General features: G+C 66.3%; 14 protein-coding genes. 10 read left to right on the forward strand and 4 right to left on the reverse strand.

The genetic code is table 11. From position 1 onward, the window contains the following. The first annotated feature begins 67 nt into the window (after nucleotides 1-67). The 4 genes from CA237_RS11580 to CA237_RS11595 are packed head-to-tail and all read left to right on the forward strand — an operon-like array spanning nucleotide 68 to nucleotide 4,709. Nucleotides 68-1,849, forward strand: a complete 1,782-nt coding sequence (locus CA237_RS11580; RefSeq protein WP_241215478.1) for an IlvD/Edd family dehydratase — start codon at nucleotides 68-70, stop codon at nucleotides 1,847-1,849. Between the two features lie 10 nt (nucleotides 1,850-1,859). After that, complete coding sequence (locus CA237_RS11585) at nucleotides 1,860-2,999, forward strand: fumarylacetoacetate hydrolase family protein (RefSeq protein WP_066687485.1); 1,140 nt, start codon at nucleotides 1,860-1,862, stop codon at nucleotides 2,997-2,999. A 23-nt stretch (nucleotides 3,000-3,022) separates the two neighbouring features. After that, the gene (locus CA237_RS11590) at nucleotides 3,023-3,817 is read left to right on the forward strand and encodes an SDR family oxidoreductase (RefSeq protein ID WP_066687491.1); all 795 of its coding nucleotides are present in this window, start codon (nucleotides 3,023-3,025) and stop codon (nucleotides 3,815-3,817) included. Between the two features lies 1 nt (nucleotide 3,818). After that, on the forward strand, nucleotides 3,819-4,709 hold the full coding sequence (locus tag CA237_RS11595) for an SMP-30/gluconolactonase/LRE family protein (RefSeq protein ID WP_066687492.1): 891 nt from the start codon (nucleotides 3,819-3,821) through the stop codon (nucleotides 4,707-4,709). Between the two features lie 264 nt (nucleotides 4,710-4,973). On the opposite strand, the gene CA237_RS11600 is transcribed toward CA237_RS11595, so the two are convergent. After that, on the reverse strand, nucleotides 4,974-5,996 hold the full coding sequence (locus tag CA237_RS11600; RefSeq protein ID WP_066687496.1) for a LacI family DNA-binding transcriptional regulator: 1,023 nt from the start codon (nucleotides 5,994-5,996) through the stop codon (nucleotides 4,974-4,976). A 188-nt stretch (nucleotides 5,997-6,184) separates the two neighbouring features. Between CA237_RS11600 and CA237_RS11605 the strand changes: the two genes are divergently transcribed. The 6 genes from CA237_RS11605 to CA237_RS11630 all read left to right on the forward strand — a co-directional run bounded on the left by CA237_RS11605 (nucleotide 6,185) and on the right by CA237_RS11630 (nucleotide 17,787). Further along, the gene (locus tag CA237_RS11605) at nucleotides 6,185-8,938 is read left to right on the forward strand and encodes a TonB-dependent receptor (protein WP_232307827.1); all 2,754 of its coding nucleotides are present in this window, start codon (nucleotides 6,185-6,187) and stop codon (nucleotides 8,936-8,938) included. Between the two features lie 57 nt (nucleotides 8,939-8,995). Next, complete coding sequence (locus CA237_RS11610) at nucleotides 8,996-10,516, forward strand: tryptophan halogenase family protein (RefSeq protein WP_126014151.1); 1,521 nt, start codon at nucleotides 8,996-8,998, stop codon at nucleotides 10,514-10,516. After that, entirely contained in the window at nucleotides 10,513-12,303 is a 1,791-nt protein-coding gene (locus CA237_RS11615) for an alpha-amylase family glycosyl hydrolase (protein WP_066687500.1), read from the forward strand. Before CA237_RS11610 ends, CA237_RS11615 begins: the two co-directional genes overlap by 4 nt. Beyond that, nucleotides 12,303-13,925 carry an alpha-glucosidase family protein gene (locus tag CA237_RS11620; protein WP_126014153.1) on the forward strand — a complete coding sequence of 541 codons (1,623 nt, stop codon included), beginning with the start codon at nucleotides 12,303-12,305 and terminating at the stop codon, nucleotides 13,923-13,925. The genes CA237_RS11615 and CA237_RS11620 overlap by 1 nt, the downstream gene beginning before the upstream one ends. Before the next feature lie 167 nt (nucleotides 13,926-14,092). Beyond that, nucleotides 14,093-16,138 carry a glycoside hydrolase family 97 protein gene (locus tag CA237_RS11625; protein ID WP_066687506.1) on the forward strand — a complete coding sequence of 682 codons (2,046 nt, stop codon included), beginning with the start codon at nucleotides 14,093-14,095 and terminating at the stop codon, nucleotides 16,136-16,138. 149 nt (nucleotides 16,139-16,287) lie between these two features. Beyond that, a complete protein-coding gene (locus tag CA237_RS11630) occupies nucleotides 16,288-17,787 on the forward strand; it encodes an MFS transporter (protein WP_066687509.1) in 1,500 nt (499 codons plus the stop codon). Here the strand turns inward: CA237_RS11630 and glgX are convergent. From glgX to glgC, 3 genes are all read right to left on the reverse strand, one after another. After that, nucleotides 17,774-19,543, reverse strand: a complete 1,770-nt coding sequence (gene glgX / locus CA237_RS11635) for a glycogen debranching protein GlgX (protein WP_066687511.1) — start codon at nucleotides 19,541-19,543, stop codon at nucleotides 17,774-17,776. The genes CA237_RS11630 and glgX overlap by 14 nt on opposite strands. Continuing rightward, nucleotides 19,540-20,955 (reverse strand): glycogen synthase GlgA, encoded by a 1,416-nt coding sequence (gene glgA / locus CA237_RS11640; protein ID WP_066687513.1) that lies wholly within the window; start codon nucleotides 20,953-20,955, stop codon nucleotides 19,540-19,542. Before glgA ends, glgX begins: the two co-directional genes overlap by 4 nt. 151 nt (nucleotides 20,956-21,106) lie before the next feature. Further along, nucleotides 21,107-22,366, reverse strand: coding sequence for a glucose-1-phosphate adenylyltransferase (gene glgC / locus CA237_RS11645; protein WP_084401214.1), 1,260 nt, complete (start codon nucleotides 22,364-22,366; stop codon nucleotides 21,107-21,109). Nucleotides 22,367-22,368 lie beyond the last annotated feature (2 nt).

The following is a 22,368-nucleotide window of genomic DNA, read 5'->3' on the forward strand; positions in this document are numbered from 1 at the left end:
TCTGCGTTACGCGTAACCTTCGCTACCTTCGGCCCCGCGCGTTGCGGGGCCTCTCGACCGAGTGGACATGATGACCCGTACCCCCGCCCGTCCGTTCCGATCGCGCGAATGGTTCGCCGCGCCCGGCCGTCTCGACATGGCCGCGCTGTATCTTGAACGGTTCATGAACTACGGTATCACGCCCAGGGAACTGACCAGCGGGCGGCCGATCATCGGCATCGCCCAGTCGGGATCGGACCTGACGCCGTGCAACCGCATCCACCTGGAAACGGTCAAGCGGGTGAAGGCGGGGATCGAGGCGGCGGGGGGGATTCCGATGGAATTTCCGACCCATCCGATCTTCGAGAATTGCCGCCGGCCGACCGCGGCGATCGACCGCAATCTCGCCTATCTCGGGCTCGTCGAGATTTTGAACGGCTATCCGATCGATGCGGTCGTGCTGACCACCGGGTGCGACAAGACCACGCCGTCGGCGATCATGGCGGCGTCGACGGTCGACATTCCGGCGATCGTGCTGTCGGGCGGGCCGATGCTCGACGGGTGGCATGACGGCGATCTGGTCGGGTCGGGCACGGTGATCTGGCGCTCACGGCGCAAGCTCGCGGCGGGCGAGATCACTGAGGAAGAGTTTCTGGAGGCGGCGACCGCGTCGGCGCCGTCGGCCGGCCATTGCAACACCATGGGTACGGCATCGACGATGAACGCCATCGCCGAAGGGCTGGGCATGTCGCTGCCCGGCTGCGCGGCGATCCCGGCGCCCTATCGCGAGCGGGGGCAGATCGCGTACGAGACGGGCAAGCGTATCGTCGAGATGGCCTATGACGATTTGCGTCCGTCGAAGATTTTGACGCGGCAGTCGTTCCTGAACGCGATCGCGCTCATCACCGCGATCGGCGGATCGTCGAACGCGCATCCGCATCTGCACGCGATGGCGCGCCATGCCGATATCGAGCTCAAGCCGTCCGACTGGATGGAGTTTGGCTATGACCTGCCGCTGCTGGTCGATGTGCAGCCGGCGGGGCGGTTCCTGGGTGAGCGCTTCCACCGCGCCGGTGGCGTGCCGGCGGTACTGTCCGAACTGATCGCGGCGGGGAAGGTCGACGGCAATGTCGCGACGGTTACCGGCAGGACGCTGGGTGAGAATGTCGCCAACCGCTTTGCTACCGATCGCGAGGTCATCCGGGCGTACGACCAGCCGCTCAAAGAACAGGCGGGCTTCCTGGTGCTGTCGGGCAATCTGTTCGACGTGGCGATCATGAAGACCAGCGTGATCGGTCCCGATTTCCGGGCGCGCTACCTGTCGCGGCCGGGCCATGAGGGCTGTTTCGAAGGGCGGGCGATCGTGTTCGACGGGTCGGACGATTATCACCACCGGATCGACGATCCGGCGCTCGATATCGACGAGAACTGCATTCTCGTCATTCGCGGCGCGGGGGTGATCGGCTGGCCGGGATCGGCCGAGGTCACCAACATGCAGCCGCCCGCCGCCTTGCTGCAACGGGGTATCCAGAGCCTGCCGACGATCGGCGACGGGCGGCAGTCGGGGACGTCGGACAGCCCGTCGATCCTGAACGCCTCGCCCGAAAGTGCGGTCGGCGGTGGCCTCGCTTGGCTGTGTACCGGCGACACGATCCGCATCGACCTGAACCATGGCCGCTGCGACATGTTGGTCGACGATGCCGAGATCGCACGGCGCAAGGGCGAGGGCATCCCGCCGGTGCCGGCCAGTCAGACGCCTTGGGAAGAAATCTACCGCGAGAAGGTCGGGCAACTGGGCGAAGGTGTTGTGCTCGACCTTGCGCTGAAATATCGTCGGACGTCGGAAACGACGCCGCGCCACAATCACTGAGGAAACGGACATGAAAAGCGAACATGCCGCGCGGATGCTGCCGGCCGATCATGACCAGGCGCTGCTGGTCGGGCGGATGCAGCTGGCCGACGGCCCGACGCCGGTGGTGGTGAAGGGCGGCAAGGTTATCGACGTATCGGCGCATGCCGCGACCGTCGCCGACCTGTTGGAGTGCAGCGATATCGCGTCGCTTGACGGTCCGGTGGTGTGTGACACCGCCGCGCTGGCGGATCCGGCGGGCGAGCATCCGCCGATCCTGTCGCCGATCGACCTGCAATGCGTGAAGGCGGCGGGCGTCACGTTCGCGGTTTCGGCGCTGGAGCGGGTGATCGAGGAGCGCGCGCGTGGCGATGCCGATGCGGCGCAGGGTATTCGCGGCGATCTGGAAGCGCGCATCGGCGGGGGCATTCGCTCGGTGAAGCCGGGGTCGAGCGAGGCCGCCGAGCTGAAGGCCGCGCTGATCGACGCGGGCATGTGGTCGCAATATCTGGAGGTCGCGATCGGCCCCGATGCGGAGGTGTTCACCAAGGCACCGGTGCTTTCGACCATCGGCTGGGGTGGTGAAGTCGGCATCCGGTCGGACTCGTCGTGGAACAACCCCGAACCGGAAATCGTCGTCGTCGCCACCAGCGACGGCAAGATCGTCGGCGCGACACTCGGTAACGACGTCAACCTGCGCGACTTCGAAGGACGCTCGGCGCTGCTGCTCGGCAAGGCGAAGGATAACAACGCCTCGACCGGCATCGGACCGTTCATCCGCCTGTTCGACGGCACCTTCACCATGGACACCGTCCGCGACGCGGTGGTCGACCTGCGCATCGATGGACCGGAGGGTTATGTCCTGACCGGCACCAGCACGATGCGCGAGATCAGCCGCGATCCGGAGGATCTGGTGCGGCAGGCGCTGTCGGAGCACCAGTATCCCGACGGCTTCGTCCTGTTCCTCGGCACGCTGTTCGCGCCGGTACAGGATCGTGACGAACCGGGCCGGGGCTTCACCCATAAGCCGGGCGACGTGGTGCGGATCAGCACCACGTCGCTGGGCGAGCTGGTCAACACCGTCACCACGTCGAAGGTGGCCGAGCCGTGGCGGTTCGGCATCCGCGACCTGATGCGCAACCTTGCGCGCCGCGGCCTGATCGCCGCCTGACACCTCTTTGCTGGAAAACCTCCATGTCGCCTGACGATTTCGCCTACCCGATCGCGCCCGAAGCCCGTGCTTCCTATCCGTCACTCGCCGGCAAGCGCGTGCTCATCACCGGCGGCGGGTCGGGGATCGGTGCGGGCGTGGTCGAAGGGTTCGTGCGACAGGGCGCGCACGTCACCTTCTTCGACATTGCCGAAGAGGATTCGCGCAAGCTGATCGAGGAACTGGCAGACGTCGGTCCGACCCCCATGTTCCAGCGGGTCGACCTGACCGATATCGCTTCGCTCAAGGCCGCGATAGCCGATGCGATCGCGCAGGGCGGTGAGTTCGACGTGCTCGTCAACAACGCCGCCAGCGACGACCGCCATTCGATCGAGCAGGTCGACGAAGCCTATTGGGACAACCGGATGGGCGTGAATTTGCGCCACCTGTTCTTCGCCGCGCAGGCGGTGATCCCGGGCATGAAGGCCAGGGGCAAAGGCGTGATCGTCAACATGGGGTCGATCAGCTGGCATTTGGCGCTCGAGGAGCTGACCCTGTACCAGACCGCCAAGGCGGCGATCGAAGGGCTTACCCGCAGCTTCGCACGCGAACTGGGCGGCGACGGCATCCGTTCGGTCTGTGTCATCCCGGGCAATGTTCGCACCCCGCGGCAGTTGAAATGGTACACGCCGGAGGGCGAGGCGGAGATCGTGAAGGCGCAGTGCCTGAACGGTCGGCTGGTCGCCGGCGACATCGCGGCGATGATCCTGTTCCTTGCCTCCGACGATGCGCGGCTGGTAACCGGGCACAGCTTTTTCGTGGATGCAGGGTGGCGCTAGGATGACCAAGGTACAGAAATCCGAACCGGTCAGCGTCTGGGACCTGGCGGCACCGTTGCTGGAGGGACCGATCTGGGTCGATCGGGACCAGGCACTTTGGTTCGGCTGTATCAAGACGCCGCGCGTCCATCGCTACGATCCGGCGAGCGGTGAGCGGCGCAGCTGGGCAGCACCCGGCCAGTGCGGTTTCGTGCTTCCATCGGCGGACGGCAAGTTCATCGCGGGCCTCCAGACCGGGCTGCATCGCTTCGATCCGGTCACGGGCGGGTTCGAACTGCTGGTCGATCCCGAACCCAATCTGCCGGGCAACCGGCTGAACGATGCGACGGTGGATTCGTCGGGGCGGCTGTGGTTCGGGACGATGGATGATGGCGAAAGTGCCGCGACCGGGACCATCTATCGCCTAGGCGCAGACGGGCGGGCGGTCGCGTCGGCGCCGCCGGTCGCGATCACCAACGGCCCGGCGGTCAGCCCGGACGGGCGGACGCTGTATCATGTCGATACGCTGGGCGGGCATGTCTATGCCTGCACCATTGCCGACGACGGGTCGCTGACCGATCGGCGGCTGTTCGTGTCGATCCCGAACGACGAAGGTTATCCCGATGGCCCGGCGGTAGACGCCGAAGGTTGCGTCTGGATCGGCCTGTACACCGGCTGGGGCATCCGCCGCTATTCACCGAAGGGCGAGTTGCTGGAGACGTTGCGGATGCCGGTCGATGCAATCACGAAGGTTGCGTTCGGCGGGCCGGACCGGCGGACGGTGTTCGCAACCACCGCGAACAAGCATCACGACGCCGAACAGGCGGCGGCGCAGCCGCTGGCGGGGAATTTGTTCCAGTTCGAAGTCGATGTGCCGGGCGTGGCGGGGACGGAGATTTCGGTCGGGGTTTGAAGGGGCGGCTCTCAGGGGTACTCGATCGTCATCCCGGATGTGATCCGGTCCAGCATTTTTGAAGAAGCTGGCACGTGATCTACCCGGCGCGATACGTCGCCCCAGCGCAGGCTGGGGCCTCAAGCGGCTCCTGCCGTGTGCGATCACCGAGAGATCCCAGCCTGCGCTGGGATGACGTTTGTCGCGATGAGGAGGGTTCAGGCTTCGGGAGAAGGAGGGCCCCGGATCAAGTCCGGTATGACGTTGTTGCTGGCGCTACTGCCCTCAGCTCGACTTGCGCACTACCAGTTCGGGCGGGAGTAGCGCCGGCGCGGTTTCGCGGCGGTTGATGCGGCGGATCAGCATGTCGACCAGCAATTCGCCGGCGCGCGCATAATCCTGTCGGATCGTCGTCAGCGGCGGTTGGGCGAGCGAGGCGGCGGGGATGTCGTCGAAGCCGATGATGGCGACATCGCCCGGCACGCTGAGCCCCGCTTCGGCCAGCGCCCGCATCGCGCCCAGCGCAATCATGTCCGATGCGGCAAAGATGCCGTCGAACGCGATCCCGCGGGCGAGCAAGCGGCTGGCGGCGTCATAGCCCGATGCCTCGCTCGACAGCGCATCGACCTGCAATCCCGGATCGACCGGCAGGCCCGACGCCTGCAACGCGGCGGTGAGCCCCCGATAGCGGTCGCGGGACTCCGGATAGTGGCTCGATGCATCGCCGAGAAAGGCGATGCTGCGCCGACCCCGGTCGATCAGATGCTGGCCGGCATCGCGCCCGCCGCCGAGATTGTCACAGCCGATGACGGTGCCGGGATGCGCCGGATCGGCCGATCCCCAGCGCACGAAATGCGTCCCCTGCGCGACCAGCTGATCAAGGCGGCGCGAATAATCGTCGAAATCGCCATAGCCGAGCAGGATGAGCCCGTCGGCCTTGCGGCTGTCCTCATAATCGACATGCCAGTCGGCGGAGAGCTGCTGGAACGAGGTCAGCAGGTCGTAGCCGCGCGCGCCGCAGGTGTGGAGGATCGACCCCAGCATCGACAGGAAGAACGGGTTGATCCGCGATCCGTCGGGTGCGGGGTCTTCGAAGAACAGCAGCGCCAGGGTCGAGGTGCTGCCTCGGCGGAGCGCGGAGGCGTTCTTGTCGACCTTGTAGTTCAGCTGGGCGGCGATCGCCTCGATCCGGAGGCGGGTGGCGGCGCTCACCGTCCGGTCGCCGCGCAGGGCACGGCTGACCGTCGGTTGCGACACGCCGGCCAGTGCCGCGATGTCGAACGAGGTCGGCTTGTCGCCCGCCGCCATGCGATGTCCTCTCCCGGCCCCCCATGGGCGTTGCCGCCGGTGTAGCGGCGACGCATAACGTGGGGCAAGGGGCGACTGAATACGTATGCTGTCCGCTTCTCAACATGCCCCAATGGTTTCAATAGGGCGGTACGGACGAACCGGGCGAAAGAGCCGGGGAATCAACCATCGTTGGGGAGGATTGGATCATGCGGTATTCATCGCAAGCGTCGACGTGCGCCAAATTGGCGCGGGGGTCGAGCATCACGGCATTGATGGTCGCAGGGCTGCTGGCCGGGGCAGGCACCGCTGTTGCGCAGACCGCGCCGGCGCAGGCCGACGCGACCGATCCGACCGCGACTCCGGCGTCGGAAGAAGATACCGACATCGTCGTCACCGGCTTCCGCGCCAGCCTGGAAAACGCCGTCGCCGAAAAGAAGAACCGCGATCAGGTCGTCGAATCGATCAGCGCGGAAGATATCGGCAAGCTGCCCGATGCGTCGATCGCGGAATCGATCGCCCGCCTGCCGGGCCTTACCTCGCAGCGTGTCTCGGGCCGGTCGAACTCGATCTCGATCCGTGGTTTCGCGCCCGATTTCTCGACCACGCTGCTGAACGGCCGCGAACAGACGTCGACCGGCGACAACCGCGCCGTCGAATATGACCAGTATCCGGCCGAAATCATGAGCCAGGTGCTGGTGTACAAGACCGGCCAGGCGAACCTGGTCGGGCAGGGCCTGTCCGGTACAGTCGACCTGCGCACCGTCCGGCCGCTGGAATATGGGCGTCAGGCGATCTCGATCGGCGCGCGCGGCACCTATGCCGATCTGGGCAAGCTGAACGCCGGATCGCGCGACAAGGGCTATCGCGTCAACGGCACCTATATCGACCAGTTCGCCGACGAGACGATCGGCGTCGCGCTGTCGGCCAATTATCTGGACGAACCGTACCAGATCCAGGAGTTCAACGCCTGGGGCTATGCCGGTTTCAACGGGCAGGGCGTGATCGGCGGGTCGAAGTCGTACGTCACCTCGACGCGGCTCAAGCGCCTGGGTCTGTCGGGGACGTTGCAGTACCGGCCGGTGCCGAACCTGACCGTGACGGTCGACGGCTTCTATTCGGACTTCAACGACGACCAGATCAAGCGCGGCATCGAACTGCCGCTGGGCTATGGTCAGGATTTCAACAACGCCGCCAATCCCAATGGCGTGAAGTTGACCAACACGACAGCGAACAGCGACGGCTTCATCACCTCTGGCACGTTCGGCAATGTCGAGGGCGTGGTCCGCAACGACGCGTTCGAGCGCAAGGCGAAGCTCTATTCGTTCGGCTACAACATGGCGTGGCGCGGCGATGACGGCTGGAACGCGACGCTCGACGCCAGCTATTCGAAGACCGATCGGCAGGAGATCATCCTCGAAAGCTATGCCGGCACCGGCTACGGCCAGAATGTCGGGGCGAAGGACACGATTTCCTTCACCAGCGGCAAGACCGGCACGCGCTTCTCGCCGACGCTGAACTATTCGGACCCGAACCTGATCCTGCTGACCGATCCGCTCGGCTGGGGTGGCGCCAATCTGCAGGCGGGCTATTTCAACGATCGCATCGTCAAGGACCGGATCGCGCAGTATCGCTTCGAAGTCGAGAAGGAACTGGACAATTTCTTCGGCGCGGTGAAGGTCGGGCTGAACTACACCGATCGTGACAAGTCGCTGACCCCGGACGAAGCGCTGCTCGCGCTGAGCGGTGGCCTGCGCCAGCTGCGCATTCCCGACCAGTATGTGAAGGAGCCGACCAGTCTCAGCTATCTCGGGCTGGGGCCGATGCTGAGCTACGACCCGCGCGACCTGCTGGCAGGCGGTGTCTATTCGCTGATCGCGAACACCAGCCTCGACGTCCCGGCGAAGGCGTTCCGGATCGAAGAAGACCTGATGACGATGTATGTCCAGGCGGACATCAACCAGGACATCGGCGCATCGATCCTGACCGGCAATATCGGCGTTCAGGCGGTCAATACCGAACAGAAGTCGTCGGGTCTGGTTGCCGCCGCAGGGACGCTGGTCCCGACCATTCGCGGTGCGGATTATTGGGACCTGCTGCCCAGCATCAACCTGTCGCTGCGCATGCCCGGCGACTGGGTGATCCGTGCGGGTGCCGCGCGGCAGGTGCAGCGGCCGCGACTCGACGACATGCGCGTGTCGCAGGGCTATGGGTATAACCCGCAGGAACGCATCATCACCGGCGGCGGCGGCAATCCGTTCCTTCGCCCGATCCGGTCGAATTCGTTCGATCTTACGCTGGAGAAGTATTTCGGCCGGGCGGGCTACATCGCGGCGCAGGGGTTCTACAAGGACCTGAAGTCGTTCGTGTACAACCAGACCATCCCGTTCGACTATGCGGGCTTCCCGACGCCCACCGGTACGCCGCCGGGCACCCCGACGCTGGGCCGGGCCGACGTGCCGATCAACGGCGAGGGTGGCAGCATCTACGGCGTCGAACTGGCCGCTACGCTGCCGCTCAACACCTTCGTGTCGTTCCTCGACGGGTTCGGCGTGACCGGTGGCGGATCGTGGACCAAGACGCAGATCAAGCCCACCCCGACCGCCCCGGCCGAGGATATTCCCGGCTATTCGAAGTGGGTCATCAACGGCACGGCGTATTTCGAGAAGTGGGGCTTCAGCGCCCGCGGATCGGCGCGCTATCGCTCGACCTTCGTGGGTGAACTGTCGGGCTTTGGCGGTAATCGCCAGCGCCGCCGTGCACTGGACGAGACGATCATCGATGCGCAGATTGGTTACGAGTTCCAGAAGGGCACCGCGCTCGAAGGGCTGTCGCTGTTCGTGCAGGGGCAGAACCTGACCGACGAACGCTTCGCGACCGTCGATCCAGCGTACGACCTCGCCGTGATCGACTATCAGAGCTATGGCCGGCGCTTCCTGGCCGGGGCATCGTTCCGGTTCTGATGCTCTACCCCGCCTGCCCATGATCGGGCAGGCGGGACCGACGTGACGGAGGCGATGATGGCGATCGATCAGGAACCCGTCCGGACTGTCGCGATCATCGGCGGCGGTTCGGCCGGATGGATGGCGGCGGCGGCGCTGGCCCGCTTTCTGCCCGCCGGCACCGTCATCACGCTGGTCGAATCCGATGCCATCGGCACGGTCGGGGTGGGCGAGGCGACCATTCCGCAGCTGCGGCTGTTCAACCAGCATCTCGGCATCGACGAGGATGATTTCGTCGCGCGGACCGGCGGCAGCTTCAAGCTGGGCATCGAATTTGCCGGCTGGAACGGCGCGGACAGCCGCTACCTCCACGCCTTCGGCACGATCGGCCGCGCGGTCGGGTTGGTGCCGTTCCATTATTACTGGCTGGCGGCGGGCGGGGGCGACCGGCCGCAGTCGCTGTGGTCGCACAGCGCCTGCGCGGTCGCGGCGGCAGCGAACCGGTTCGACCGCGATCCCGGCAATCCGCAGGCGCCGTCCGGCATCGCCTGGGCCTATCATTTCGATGCGGCGCGCTATGCCGCCTATCTGCGTGAGCGGGCCGAGCGCGCGGGCGTCGTCCGGGTCGAAGGGCGCGTAGTCGATGTTTCGCAGGACGGTGAAACCGGCCTGATCGCCGGCGTTACGCTGTACGATGGGCGGCGGGTCGAGGCGGATTTCTTTATCGACTGTTCGGGGTTCGCCGCGCTGCTGATCGGGCGGATGGCGGGCGATCGCTGGGACGACTGGTCGGCGCTGTTGCCGTGCGACCGGGCGCTGGCGGTGCCGTGCGCATCGGTCGAGCCGATCACGCCCTATACCCGGGCGACGGCGCGCACGGTGGGTTGGCAATGGCGTATCCCGTTGCAGGAGCGGACGGGCAACGGCCTCGTCTATTCGAGCGCGCATCTGTCCGACGACGAGGCCGCGACGACATTGCTCGACAATCTTGATAGGGCGGCGCTGGGCGATCCCCGGCCGTTGCGCTTCACCACCGGGCGGCGTCAGGCGCCGTGGATCGGCAATTGCGTTGCGCTCGGGCTGGCCGCCGGGTTCATGGAGCCGCTGGAGTCGACGTCGATCCATCTGGTCCAGTCGGGGATTGCGCGGCTGTTGTCGCTTTGGCCGAGCGCCAAGCCCCGCACCGCCGATATCGCCGAGTTCAATCGGCAATCGGCGCGCGAATGGCTGAGCATCCGCGACTTCCTGATCGCGCATTATGCGCTGAACGGGCGGGACGAGCCGTTCTGGCAGGAACGTCGCGCGACGCCGCTGCCCGATAGCCTGATCGAACGCATCGCGCTGTTCGAACAATCGGGGCGGATCGTCCGCGACGAGCATGAATTGTTCGCCGAGGTCGCGTGGTTGCAGCTGCTGGTCGGGCAGGGGGTGGTCGCCAAGGGCTATCACCCGCTCGCCGATGCCCTACCCGCCGCCCGGCGTGACCAGTTTCTCGACATTTCGGCGCAACATGTAGCCGCCACGGTCGCGCGGATGCCGACCCATGACCAGTTTCTCCGCGCCCATTGCCCGGCGCCCGACGCAAAGGTTGCCGCGTGATCCGATCCCTGCTCCTCGCCCTGACCCTCGGTGCCAGCGCGCTGCCCGTCGCTGCCGTCGCGCAGGATTTCCGTGCGCGGGCGCCGGAGGACGAGGTCATCTACTTCGTCCTGCCCGACCGGTTCGAGAATGGCGACAAGGCGAACGACCGCGGCGGGATGACCGGCGACCGGCTGGTCCATGGGTTCGATCCGACCGCCAAGGGTTTCTATCATGGCGGCGACCTGAAAGGGCTGACCGCGCGGCTGCCCTATATCCAGTCGCTGGGTGCCACCGCGATCTGGGTCGGGCCGATCTTCAAGAACAAGGCGGTGCAGGGCGGGCCGGGCAGCGAGTCCGCCGGCTATCACGGCTATTGGGTGACCGACTTCACCCAGGTCGACCCGCATCTGGGGACCAATGCCGATTTCAAGGCGCTGGTCGATGCGGCACATGCGCGTGGGATGAAGGTCTATATGGACATCATCGCCAACCATACCGCCGACGTGATCCAGTATCGCGAATGCGTGGGGAAGGCCGAGTGCGTCTATCGCAGCCGCGCGGATTATCCCTATTCGGCTAGGGCCAAGAACCGGGGCTTTGCCGGCGATGGCGTGCAGACGGCGGAGAATTTCGCGAAGCTGACCGATCCGTCCTTCGCCTATACCCCGTTCGTGCCGCCGGCCGAGCGGTCGGTGAAGGTGCCGGCATGGCTCAACGACCCGATCTATTACCATAATCGCGGCAACACGACGTTCAGCAACGAAAGCTCGCAAATGGGCGATTTCGTCGGGCTGGACGACCTGATGACCGAGAATCCGCGCGTGGTGGCCGGGATGATCGATATCTTCGGCGGCTGGATCGACCGGTTCGGGATCGACGGTTACCGCATCGATACCGCGCGACATGTGAACCCGGAATTTTGGGCGGCGTTCGTGCCGGCGATGCAGGCGCGGGCGAAGGCGCGCGGTATCCCCAATTTCCACGTCTTCGGCGAAGTCGCGCTGTCGTCGCTCGACGCGGGTGGCCTCGCCGCCTGGACCAAGACCGGCAAGTTCCCGGCCGTGCTCGACTTCTCGTTTCGCGAGGCGGTGTTGCAGAGTGTTGCGGGTACGAAGGGCACTGATGTGTTCGAGACTGTGTTCGACGGCGACGTGCTCTATGCCGGCGGCGAGGCGATGGCGCGGCAGTTGCCGACCTTTACCGGCAACCACGACAATGGCCGCTTCGCCTTCTACCTGCGGCAGGCGCGGCCGCAGGCGAGCGATGCGGAAATCCTGTCGCGGGTGATGCTGTCGAACGCGATGCTGCTGACGCTGCGGGGCGTGCCGACGATCTATTCAGGCGACGAACAGGGCTTTGCCGGTGACGGCAACGATCAGGACGCGCGCGAGGACATGTTCGCGTCCCAGGTCGCGTCGTACAACGACAACAAGCTGGTCGGCACCAATGCGACCACCGCGACCGCCAATTTCACGCCTAGCCACCCGCTGTACCGGCAGATCGCCGAACTGGCGAAGCTCCGGAACGAGACCCCGGCGCTGACGCGCGGCCGGCAAGTGCTGCGCGCGCGGGAGGACAAGCCGGGTCTCCTCGCCATTTCGCGGTTCGATCCGATGAGCGGCGGTGAGGTGCTGCTGGTGTTCAACACATCGGACGCGCCGATCACCCGCAACGTGCAGGTCGAGACCGCCTCCACCCGGTTCCGCGCCCTGTCCGGCACATGCGGCAGCGTGACCGCGCCGGGTGCGATCCGCCTGACCATTCCCGCCCTTGGCTATGCGGTGTGCGCCGCGGAGACCCGATAATGACCGAAGCAGCCGCCCGGACGATCGCCCCCGAACCCGCCACCGCCCGTCCGTGGTGGCACGGCGCGACCATCTACCAGATTTATCCGCGCAGCTTTGCCGACAGCAATGGCGACGGGATCGGCGACCTGCCCGGAATCACCGCGCATCTCGACTATGTCGCATCGCTGGGCGTCGATGCGATCTGGCTGTCGCCGTTCTTCACTTCACCGATGAAGGATTTCGGCTATGACGTCGCGAATTATTGCGATGTCGACCCGATCTTCGGCACGCTCGCCGATTTCGATGCGTTGATCGCCAAGGCGCATGCGCTGGGCCTGCGCATCATCATCGACCAGGTGTGGTCGCACACCAGCGACGAACACCCCTGGTTCGTGGAGAGCCGGTCGAGCCGTACCAACCCCAAGGCCGACTGGTATGTGTGGGCCGATGCCAAGCCCGACGGCTCGCCGCCGAGCAACTGGCAGTCGGTGTTCGGCGGCCCGGCCTGGACGTGGGACGCGCGGCGCGGGCAATATTATCTGCACAATTTCCTGAAGGAACAGCCGCAGCTCCACGGCCACAATGCGGAGCTGCAGGAAGCGCTGCTCAACACCGCGCGCTTCTGGCTCGACCGCGGCGTCGATGGGTTCCGGCTGGACGCGATCAACTTCGCGATGCACGACCCGGAATTGCGCGACAATCCGCCGATGCCGAGCAACGGCAAAACGCGGACCCGCCCGTTCGATTTCCAGCGCAAGCTGTACAATCAGGGGCATCCGGACATTCCGGCATTCCTCGAACACGTCCGCGCGCTGCTCGACAGCTATGGCGATCGCTTCACCGTTGCGGAGATCGGCGGCGACGATGCGACGCGCGAGATGAAGCTGTTCTGCGAGGGCGACCGGCGGCTCAACACCGCCTATGGCTTCGACTTTCTCTACGCGCCCGAACTGTCGCCCCGTATCTTGCGTGACGCGTTCGATACCTGGGGCGAGGATGCGCCTTGGCCGAGCTGGGCGTTCGAGAACCATGATGCGCCACGTGCGGTCTCGCGCTGGCTGACCGACCCGGCCCATGCGGGGGCGTTCGGGCGGATCAAGATGCTGCTGCTCGCCTGCCTGCGCGGGAACATCTTCCTCTATAACGGCGAGGAACTGGGGCTGCCGCAGGTCGACATCGCATTCGAGGATCTGCAGGATCCGGAAGCGATCGCGAACTGGCCGCTGACCCTGTCGCGTGACGGTGCCCGCACGCCGATGCCATGGGCGGCGGATGCGGAGAATCTGGGGTTCGGGTCGGGCAAGCCTTGGCTGCCGACCGGCGAGGCGCACCGGGCGCTGGCGGTGGACCGGCAGGCGGAGGACGATGCGTCGCTGTTGAACTTTACCCGGCGTGTCCTGCGCCTGCGCAACGCCCATCCGGCGCTGCGGTCAGGCAGCATGACCATCGTCGAGGCATCGGATTCGATCTTCGCATTCGAACGCGAACTGGAGGGGCAGCAGGCGCTCTGCGTGTTCAACCTGTCCGATGCACCGGCGACCTTCGCAGGCGGAGCGGGCCTGCGAGCGATCGAAACCATCGGCGATGTGGACGGGGACCGGTTCGGTCCGTTCGCGGCGCAGGTCGGGATCCGCGACTGAAACACGTGCGGCTTTCCACTCCCGTTCGTGCTGAGTAGCGGCTGAGCGAAGTCGAAGACGCGTATCGAAGCACCCTTGCCGGTCCTTCGATACGCCCCTTCGCTAAGCTCAGTGGCTACTCAGGATGGACGGAGGGAAGGCTCGGGAAAAAGGAGAAGGCGATGAGGATGATGAAATGGGCGCTGGCGTTGGCCGGCGCGACTGCGATGGCCTCGCCCGCCTTTGCCGAGGTCGTGGCACGCGCGGCGTCGCCCGACGGCAAGCTGACGGTGGCGGTGAGCCTCGATAACGAAGGGCGGCCGAGCTATTCGATCGCCAAGGACGGCCGGCCGGTGCTGAACGACAGCAAATTGGGCTTCATGTTCACCGACGCGCCGAAGATCGAGCGCGGGCTGACGCTGACCGGCACGAAGCGCGACCGGACGGACACCACCTGGACGCAGCCGTTTGGCGAATGGAAGACGATCCGCGACAATCACACCGAACTGACGGTGACGTTCCGCGAGGCGAAGAACCTGAAGCGCGAGATGGCGGTGACCTTCCGCCTGTTCGATGACGGCGTCGGCTTTCGCTATACCTTGCCCAAACAGGCCAATCTGACGACCGCCAACATCGCCGACGAACTGACCCAGTTCGCCTTTGCCGAACCGGGCACAGCATGGTGGAAGCCGGCGTTCGAGTGGAATCGCGAGGAATATCTCTACAACAAGACCCCGCTCGACGCGGTCGGCACCGCGCAGACGGTGATGACGGTGAAGCTCGCCAGCGGTCGCCATGTCGCGATCCATGAAGCGGCGCTGAGCGATTATTCGGCGATGAACCTCGCCCGCGCCGAGGGGACGACGTTCCGCGCGGTGCTGACGCCGGGATCGAACGGTCCCAAGGTGTCGCGCGCCGCCGGTTTCTCGACCCCGTGGCGGACCATCGCCATCGCCGACGACGCGCCCGGTCTCTACGCCGCCAGCCGGATCGGGCTGAACCTGAACGAGCCGAACAAGCTGGGCGATACGTCGGGCTGGATCCGGCCGGGCAAGTTCGTCGGCGTGTGGTGGAACATGATCAAGGGGGAATGGAGCTGGGCGCGCGGGCCGAAGCATGGCGCGACCACCGCCAATGTCCGCCGCTATATCGACTTCGCTGCCGCCAACGGGATTCAGGGCGTGCTGGTCGAAGGGTGGAATGTCGGTTGGGACGGCGACTGGTTCGGCAACGGCAACGACATGAACTTCAGCCAGCCGACCGAGGATTTCGATGCGGCAGGCCTCGCCGCCTATGCCAAGTCGAAGGGCGTGCGGCTGATCGGCCATCACGAAACCGGCGGGTCGGTCAGCAATTACGACCGCCAGCTGGACAGCGCGTTCAAATGGGCCGCCGATCATGGCGAGCGGGTGGTCAAGACCGGCTATGTCACCGATGCGGGTCAGATCGAGCGCGTCGATGCCGACGGATCGAAGCACCGGGAGTGGCATGAGGGGCAGTGGATGGTGAACCACCATCAGCGCGTCCTCGACGCCGCCGCCCGCTACAAGGTGTCGATCGACAGTCACGAACCGGTCAAGGATACGGGTCTCCGCCGTACCTATCCCAACTGGCTCAGCCGCGAAGGCGGACGCGGGATGGAGTATAATGCCTGGGGCGGCGGCGGGAACAACCCGCCCGAGCATGAGGCCAATCTGGTGTTCACCCAGTTCCTGGGCGGGCCGATGGACTTTACGCCGGGCGTGCTGAGCCTAACCGGCAGCCCGGGCGTGTTCCTGCAATCGACGATCGCCAAGCAGCTGGCGCTGTATGTCACGCTCTATTCGCCGGTGGTGATGGCAGCCGATACGCCGGAGAATTACGCGCGCTATCCGGCGGCGTTCAAGTTCATTCGCGACGTGCCGACCGACTGGTCCGACACCCGCGTGCTGAACGGCGAGGTCGGTGATTACGTCACGATCGCGCGCAGGGCGGCGGGCAGCAACGACTGGTTCCTCGGCGCGATCGGTGACGAAGAGGCGCGCAGCTCGACGGTCGAGCTCGACTTCCTCGAGGCCGGCAAGACGTACACCGCTGAAATCTATCGCGACGGCCCCGGCGCGGATTATCGCACCGATGCCCGCCATTCGATCACCATCGAACAGCGTCAGGTGAGGAAGGGCGATACGCTGACCATCGCGCTGGCGCCGGGCGGTGGCGAGGCGATCCGTTTCGTGGCACCGAAGCGGAAGTAACGATCCTCTCCCGTAAACGGGGAGGGGGACCGTCCACAGGACGGTGGAGGGGGTAGCCCCGCAACGCAACCGTGGTGGAGACGGACACCCCCCTCCACCATGCTAACGCATGGTCCCCCTCCCCGCGGAGCGGGGAGGAGCTTGAGAATATGCAGACCCGCCCGACGCTCGGCTTCGCCCAGCTCTGGAACATCTCGTTCGGTTTCTTCGGCATCCAGATCGGCTTCGCGCTGCAAAATGCGAATGCCAGCCGCATCTTCCAGTCGCTGGGAACGCCGATCGATCAGCTGGGGCTGATGTGGATCGCCGCGCCGCTGACCGGGCTGCTGGTCCAGCCGCTGATCGGCCATTATTCCGACCGGACCTGGGGACGGCTGGGGCGCCGGCGACCCTATTTCCTCGTCGGTGCGATCCTGTGCACCTGCGCGCTGTTCTTCATGCCCAATTCGCCAAGCATATTGGCGGCGGCGATCACGCTATGGATCCTCGATGCGTCGCTGAACGTGTCGATGGAGCCGTTTCGCGCGTTCGTCGGCGACATGCTGGCACCCAAGCAGCGACCGGCGGGTTATGCGTTCCAGACCTGGTTCATCGGCGCGGGCGCGGTCGTCGCCAGCATCGCACCCTATGTGCTGGAAAATGTGTTCGGCGTCAGCAACACCGCCCCGGCCGGACAGGTGCCCGATGCGGTGCGCTATGGCTTTTACTTCGGCGGCGTCATGCTGCTGATCGCGGTGCTGTGGACCGTGCTGACCGTCCGCGAATACAGCCCGGCGGAGATGGCGGCGTTCGGCGAGGAGACGGCGGAGGCCGACGATGCCGCGCCGATGGTCGTGCCGACGCGCGGGGCGCTCTGGATCGTCGGCGGCGCGGTGGTCGCGGGGCTGATCGCGTGGGCGGAGGCGGCCGGTGCGCTGGAAAGCGGACGCGAAGCTTATTTCGTCGCGGCGGGCATCGCGCTGTACGGTGTTGCGCAGCTGGTATCGGCGGCGCTGGTCCGCGCCGGACGCGGCGACAATGTGCTCAGCCACATCATCGGCGACCTGGCGACCATGCCCGACACGATGCGGCGGCTGGCGCTGGTGCAGTTCTTCACCTGGGGCGCGCTTATCATCATGTGGGTCTACACCACCCCGGTGATCGCGCAGCAGGTGTGGGGTACGGTCGATCCGGCGTCGGACGGCTATAATCAGGCGGGCAGCTGGGTCGGCGTTCTGTTCGCAATCTATTCGGGCGTGGCTGCGGTCGCGGCGTTCGCACTGCCGCTGCTGGCGCGCCGGATCGGGGCGGGGCGGACGCATATGCTGTGCTTGGCTGTCGGTGCGGCGGCCTATATCGGGATATACCTGACCCATGACCGGCTGGGCATGATCGTGCCGATGGTCGGGATCGGTATCGTCTGGGCGTCGGTGCTGACCATGCCCTATGTGCTGCTCGCCAACGCACTGCCGCAGCGCAAACTGGGCGTGTATATGGGCATCTTCAATTTCTTCATCGTCCTGCCGCAGCTGATCGTCGCGACCGTCATGGGTGGCGTGATCAAGACGTGGTTCCCGACCCAGCCGGCCTATACCATGCTGGTCGCGGCGGCGGTGATGGCACTGGCGGCAGTGGCGATGCTGCGGGTGCGCGAGCCTAGCGCAGCGTGACGCTTCGGGCCGCGCGATCGATCCGGATCGTCGCGCCCGGCAAATGCAGCGCGAAGCCGGGGCAGTCGGGTGCCTCCCACCGCTCCGCCGTCATCGGCTGGCCGTCCAGCGTGAGCCAGGTCGCCTGTTCCGGTACGTCGGTATCGAACACCGCCGGACGGTCGCGACGCCATGCGGCGAGCGTGGCGACATGCTCCTCCAGCGCGACGTCGCGCGCGGTCCAGTCGATCCAGGTGATCGCATTGTCCTGCGCATAGGCGTTGTTGTTGCCGCGTTGTGTCCGGCCGAATTCGTCGCCGGCGGTCAGCTGGATATAGCCGCGCGTGGCGAACAGCGTAGCGAGCAGCGCGCGCAGGTCGGCGGTGCGGGCGGCTGTGACGGTGGGGTCTTCGGACGGCCCTTCGACGCCGTGGTTCCAGGAGAGGTTCTCGCCGTGCCCGTCGCGATTATCCTCGCCATTGGCGTGATTGTGGCGGTCGACATGCGATACAAGGTCGGCGAGGGTGAAGCCGTCATGCGCGGCGAGGAAGTTCACGCTGCGCGTCACCGGACCGAACACGTCCGCCGATCCCATCAGCCGCGTCGCCAGCAGCCCGACGCTGCCGTCGCCCCGCCAGAAGCGGCGGACATCGTCGCGGTACCGGTCGTTCCACTCGAGCCAGTCGGACGGGAAATTGCCGAGCTGATAGCCGCCGGGGCCGATGTCCCACGGTTCGGCGATCATCACCTTGTGGTTCAGCAACGGATCGGCGGCGATCGCGGCGAAGATCGGGGCGTGGCGGTCGAACCCCGGCGAGCGGGCGATGACGGTGGCGAGGTCGAAGCGAAAGCCATCGACGCCCAGCGCGGCGAAGTGGCGCAGCGAGGCGAGGATCAGGTCGCGCACCCCCGCATCGCCTGCATCTAGCGTATTGCCGGTGCCGGTATCGTTGATGAGGCTGCCGTCGGGCGCATGGGCGTAGGATAGATTGTCCAGTCCGCGCAGGGACAGGATCGGGCCGTCGCGGTCGCTCTCCCCGCTATGGTTGAACACCAGGTCGAGGATCACGCCGATCCCCGCTTCGCGCAGCGTGGCGACCGTATCGCGCAGTTCCGCGACGCCGCCCGGCGCAAGGCCGGGATCGATCGCCATCGGGACGACCGGATTATAGCCCCATGCGTTGCGCAGGCCGAGCGGCGGCAGATGGCGTTCGTCGATCCACGCGACGATCGGCATTAGTTCGACGGTGCCCACACCGATCTTGCGGAGATGTGCGATGACGGCCGGGTGGGCGAGGGCGGCGATGGTGCCGCGCTGCGCCTCCGGAATGTCGGGATGCTGGATGGTGAAGGCGCGGACGTTCAATTCGTAGATCGGGCGCGCCGGATCGATCCGCGGGCGTTCGACAGGCGCCGGGTCGGAGAGCGCAGGAACGATCGCGCACGGGACGATAGCCGCCGTGTCCTCGCCATATACCGGCAGGATCGGATGATAGCGGAACCGGCGGTCCAGCTCGATGGCATAGGGGTCGACCAGCAGCTTCGCCGGATCGAACCAGCGGCCGGTATCGGGCGCCCAATCGCCTTCCGCACGATAGCCGTAACGCTGTCCGGGGCCGATGCCCGGCACGTCCGCGACGAACCAGTCGCCTTCCCGGGCCATGGCCAGCCGGCGCTCGGCATCACCATCGAACAGGCACAGCCAGACCGCCGCGGCGTCGCGCGCGCGGACGGCGAAGCGGGTGCCGCCGGGGATCGCGCTGGCGCCGGGGATCATGCCGCCACCAGGCTCCGGTACAATTCGGCATAGCGTGCGCCGCTCCGCGTCCACGAAAAGTCGGCGCGCATCCCTTGCTTCTGCATTGTCGACCAGGGATCGGGCTGGGCGTAGAGCGCCATCGTACGGCGCAGCGCCTGCGACAGGCCGTCAGGGGTGACTGCGGCGAACTGGATGCCCGTGGCCACGCCGGCTGCGACCGCAGCCTCGTTCGCGTCGATTACCGTATCGGCAAGGCCGCCGGTCCGGGCGACCACCGGCACGCAGCCATAAGCGAGGCCATAGAGCTGGGTCAGACCGCAGGGTTCGAAGCGCGACGGGATCAGGATCGCATCGCCGCCGCCCTGCAACAGGTGCGAGAGCGCTTCGTCATAGCCGATCCGCACGCCGATCCGGCCGGGATGGCGGTTGCTCGCTGCCCTGAATGCCTGTTCGAGCGCGGCGTCCCCCGACCCGAGCAGCGCCAGCCGCCCGCCCATCGCGACCATGGCGTCGAGTTGCCCGGCCAGCACGTCCATGCCTTTCTGCCATGTCAGGCGGCTGACGACGACGAAGATCGGGCCGTCATCCCCGTCCAGGCCGAACGCCTGTTCGACCGCGCGCTTGTTGGTCCGGCGGCGGGACAGGGTGCGGGCCGTATAGCGGGCGGGCAGGGCCGCATCGGTTTCCGGAGACCAGACCGCCGGGTCGATGCCGTTGACGATGCCCGACACCCGGTCGCGACGTGCCTCGATCAGGCCCTCCAGCCCCATGCCGAATTCGCCGTGCCGGATTTCCTCGGCATAGCTGGGCGACACGGTGGTGATCGCATCGGCCGAGGCAAGGCCGGCCTTCAGCAGCCCGACCCCGCCATAATATTCGACGCCATCGAGCGCGTAGGCCGTTTCGGGCAGGCCAAGGCCGGCGAACACGGCGGCATCGTAGCGGCCCTGAAAGGCGATGTTGTGGATCGTCAGGACGCTCGGCACCTGCGCGCCGTCATAGCGCAGATAGGCCGGCGCCATCGCGCCCTGCCAGTCGTGGGCGTGGACCAAATCGAACTGCCCGGCCAGATCGGCCGCCGCCCGCCCGAGCGCGGCGAAGCGCCGCCAGTTGTCGTCCCAATCGCGGCCGGTCGCATCAGCGTAGGGTCCGCCGTCGCGCGCGAACAGGTCGGGGGCGTCGAGCACCAGCAGCGGGTGGCCGTCGATCCTGCCGCCGAGCAGGCGTGCGGGCGTGCCGAGCAGGTCGTCCCAGCGGCGGATGGCCTTGGCGCGGCCGAGCGATTTCACGACCGACGGGTAGCCGGGCAGGAGCGTCGTCGTCTCGATTCCGTGCGGGGCTAGGGCGGCGGAGAGGGCGCCGACGACATCGGCGAGGCCGCCGGTCTTGACGAGGGGATAGGCTTCGGAGGCGACGGACAGGACGTGCATCAGGTCCTCCGCGGCACGGGGAGGAGGACCATGCTGAGCATGGTGGAGGGGGCGTTCCCCCTCCACCACGCGGAGTGGACGACGACGCCCCCCTCCACCGTCCTGCGGACGGTCCCCCTCCCCGTGCCGGGGAGGACCTGACGAGTCGCCATCACGCGCCCAGCCGGTCGATCATCGGCTGGGTAATCAGGCAAATGCCGCGATCGGTCCGGCGGAAGCGGTGGCCGTCGAGCAACGGGTCCTCGCCCACGACCAGCCCATCGGGAATGGTCACCCCCGCATCGACCACGCAGCGCGTCAGCCGAGCATTCCGCCCGATCCGGGTCATCGGCAGGATCACCGATTCATCGATGCTGCTATAGCTGTGCGCCCGCACCCCGGTGCTGAGCAGGCTGCGATGCACGGTCGATCCCGACACGATGCAGTCGCCCGCGACCAAGCTCGACACTGCGCTGCCCCGACGTCCGTCGAGGTCGTGGACGAACTTCGCGGGAGGCGTGATCTCCGAATAGGTCCAGAGCGGCCAGCTGCGGTCGTACAGGTCGAGCTGCGGCACGACGTCGGTCAGGTCGATATTCGCTTCCCAGTAGGCATCGACCGTGCCGACGTCGCGCCAATAGGCACGCGGTTCCTCCGGGCTGCGTACGCAGGACGAGGAGAAGCGGTGCGCCTGCGCATGGCCGTGCTCGACCAGCCAGGGGATCAGGTCCTTGCCGAAATCGCGGCTCGACCCTGCGGTATCGGCATCGCGGCGCAGCTGCTCGAACAGCAAGGCGGTGCGGAAGACATAGATGCCGAGGCTGGCGAGCGAGCGGTCGGGATCGCCGGGCAAAGTGGGCGGATCGGCGGGCTTTTCGACGAAATCGATGATGCGGTCGGTCGCATCGACATGCATCACGCCGAACCCGACCGCCTCGGCCTTCGGTACCTCCATGCAGGCGACGGTCACGTCGGCGCCGGTGTCGACATGCTGCTGGAGCATGAGCTCATAGTCCATCTTGTAGATATGGTCCCCGGCAAGGATGACCATATATTCCGGACCGTAGCTCTGGATGATGTCGATATTCTGGAACACCGCATCGGCGGTGCCTTCATACCATTGAAACTCGCTGATCCGCTGGCTGGCAGGCAGGATGTCGAAGCTTTCGTTGCGTTCGGGGCGCAGGAAGTTCCAGCCGCGCTGCAGGTGGCGGATCAGGCTGTGCGCCTTGTACTGCGTCGCCACCCCGATGCGGCGAATGCCCGAATTGATCGCGTTCGACAGCGCAAAATCGATAATCCGGCTCTTGCCGCCGAAATAGACCGCCGGCTTGGCGCGGGTGTCGGTCATTTCGAACAGGCGGCTGCCCCGGCCGCCCGCCAATACATAGGCCATGGCATCGCGTGCCAATGGTTGTCCTCGCCTTTCCACGC

This window comes from Sphingomonas sp. ABOLH, assembly GCF_003951715.1.
In the GTDB taxonomy this organism is placed as follows: domain Bacteria; phylum Pseudomonadota; class Alphaproteobacteria; order Sphingomonadales; family Sphingomonadaceae; genus Sphingomonas; species Sphingomonas hankookensis_A.

Coding starts and splice junctions, on each gene's coding strand:
- CA237_RS11580 (WP_241215478.1), top strand. CDS start 68: ATGATGACCCGTACCCCCGCCCGTCCGTTCCGATCGCGCGAATGGTTC.
- CA237_RS11585 (WP_066687485.1), top strand. CDS start 1,860: ATGAAAAGCGAACATGCCGCGCGGATGCTGCCGGCCGATCATGACCAG.
- CA237_RS11590 (WP_066687491.1), top strand. CDS start 3,023: ATGTCGCCTGACGATTTCGCCTACCCGATCGCGCCCGAAGCCCGTGCT.
- CA237_RS11595 (WP_066687492.1), top strand. CDS start 3,819: ATGACCAAGGTACAGAAATCCGAACCGGTCAGCGTCTGGGACCTGGCG.
- CA237_RS11600 (WP_066687496.1), bottom strand. CDS start 5,996: ATGGCGGCGGGCGACAAGCCGACCTCGTTCGACATCGCGGCACTGGCC.
- CA237_RS11605 (WP_232307827.1), top strand. CDS start 6,185: ATGCGGTATTCATCGCAAGCGTCGACGTGCGCCAAATTGGCGCGGGGG.
- CA237_RS11610 (WP_126014151.1), top strand. CDS start 8,996: ATGGCGATCGATCAGGAACCCGTCCGGACTGTCGCGATCATCGGCGGC.
- CA237_RS11620 (WP_126014153.1), top strand. CDS start 12,303: ATGACCGAAGCAGCCGCCCGGACGATCGCCCCCGAACCCGCCACCGCC.
- CA237_RS11625 (WP_066687506.1), top strand. CDS start 14,093: ATGATGAAATGGGCGCTGGCGTTGGCCGGCGCGACTGCGATGGCCTCG.
- CA237_RS11630 (WP_066687509.1), top strand. CDS start 16,288: ATGCAGACCCGCCCGACGCTCGGCTTCGCCCAGCTCTGGAACATCTCG.
- glgX (WP_066687511.1), bottom strand. CDS start 19,543: ATGATCCCCGGCGCCAGCGCGATCCCCGGCGGCACCCGCTTCGCCGTC.
- glgA (WP_066687513.1), bottom strand. CDS start 20,955: ATGCACGTCCTGTCCGTCGCCTCCGAAGCCTATCCCCTCGTCAAGACC.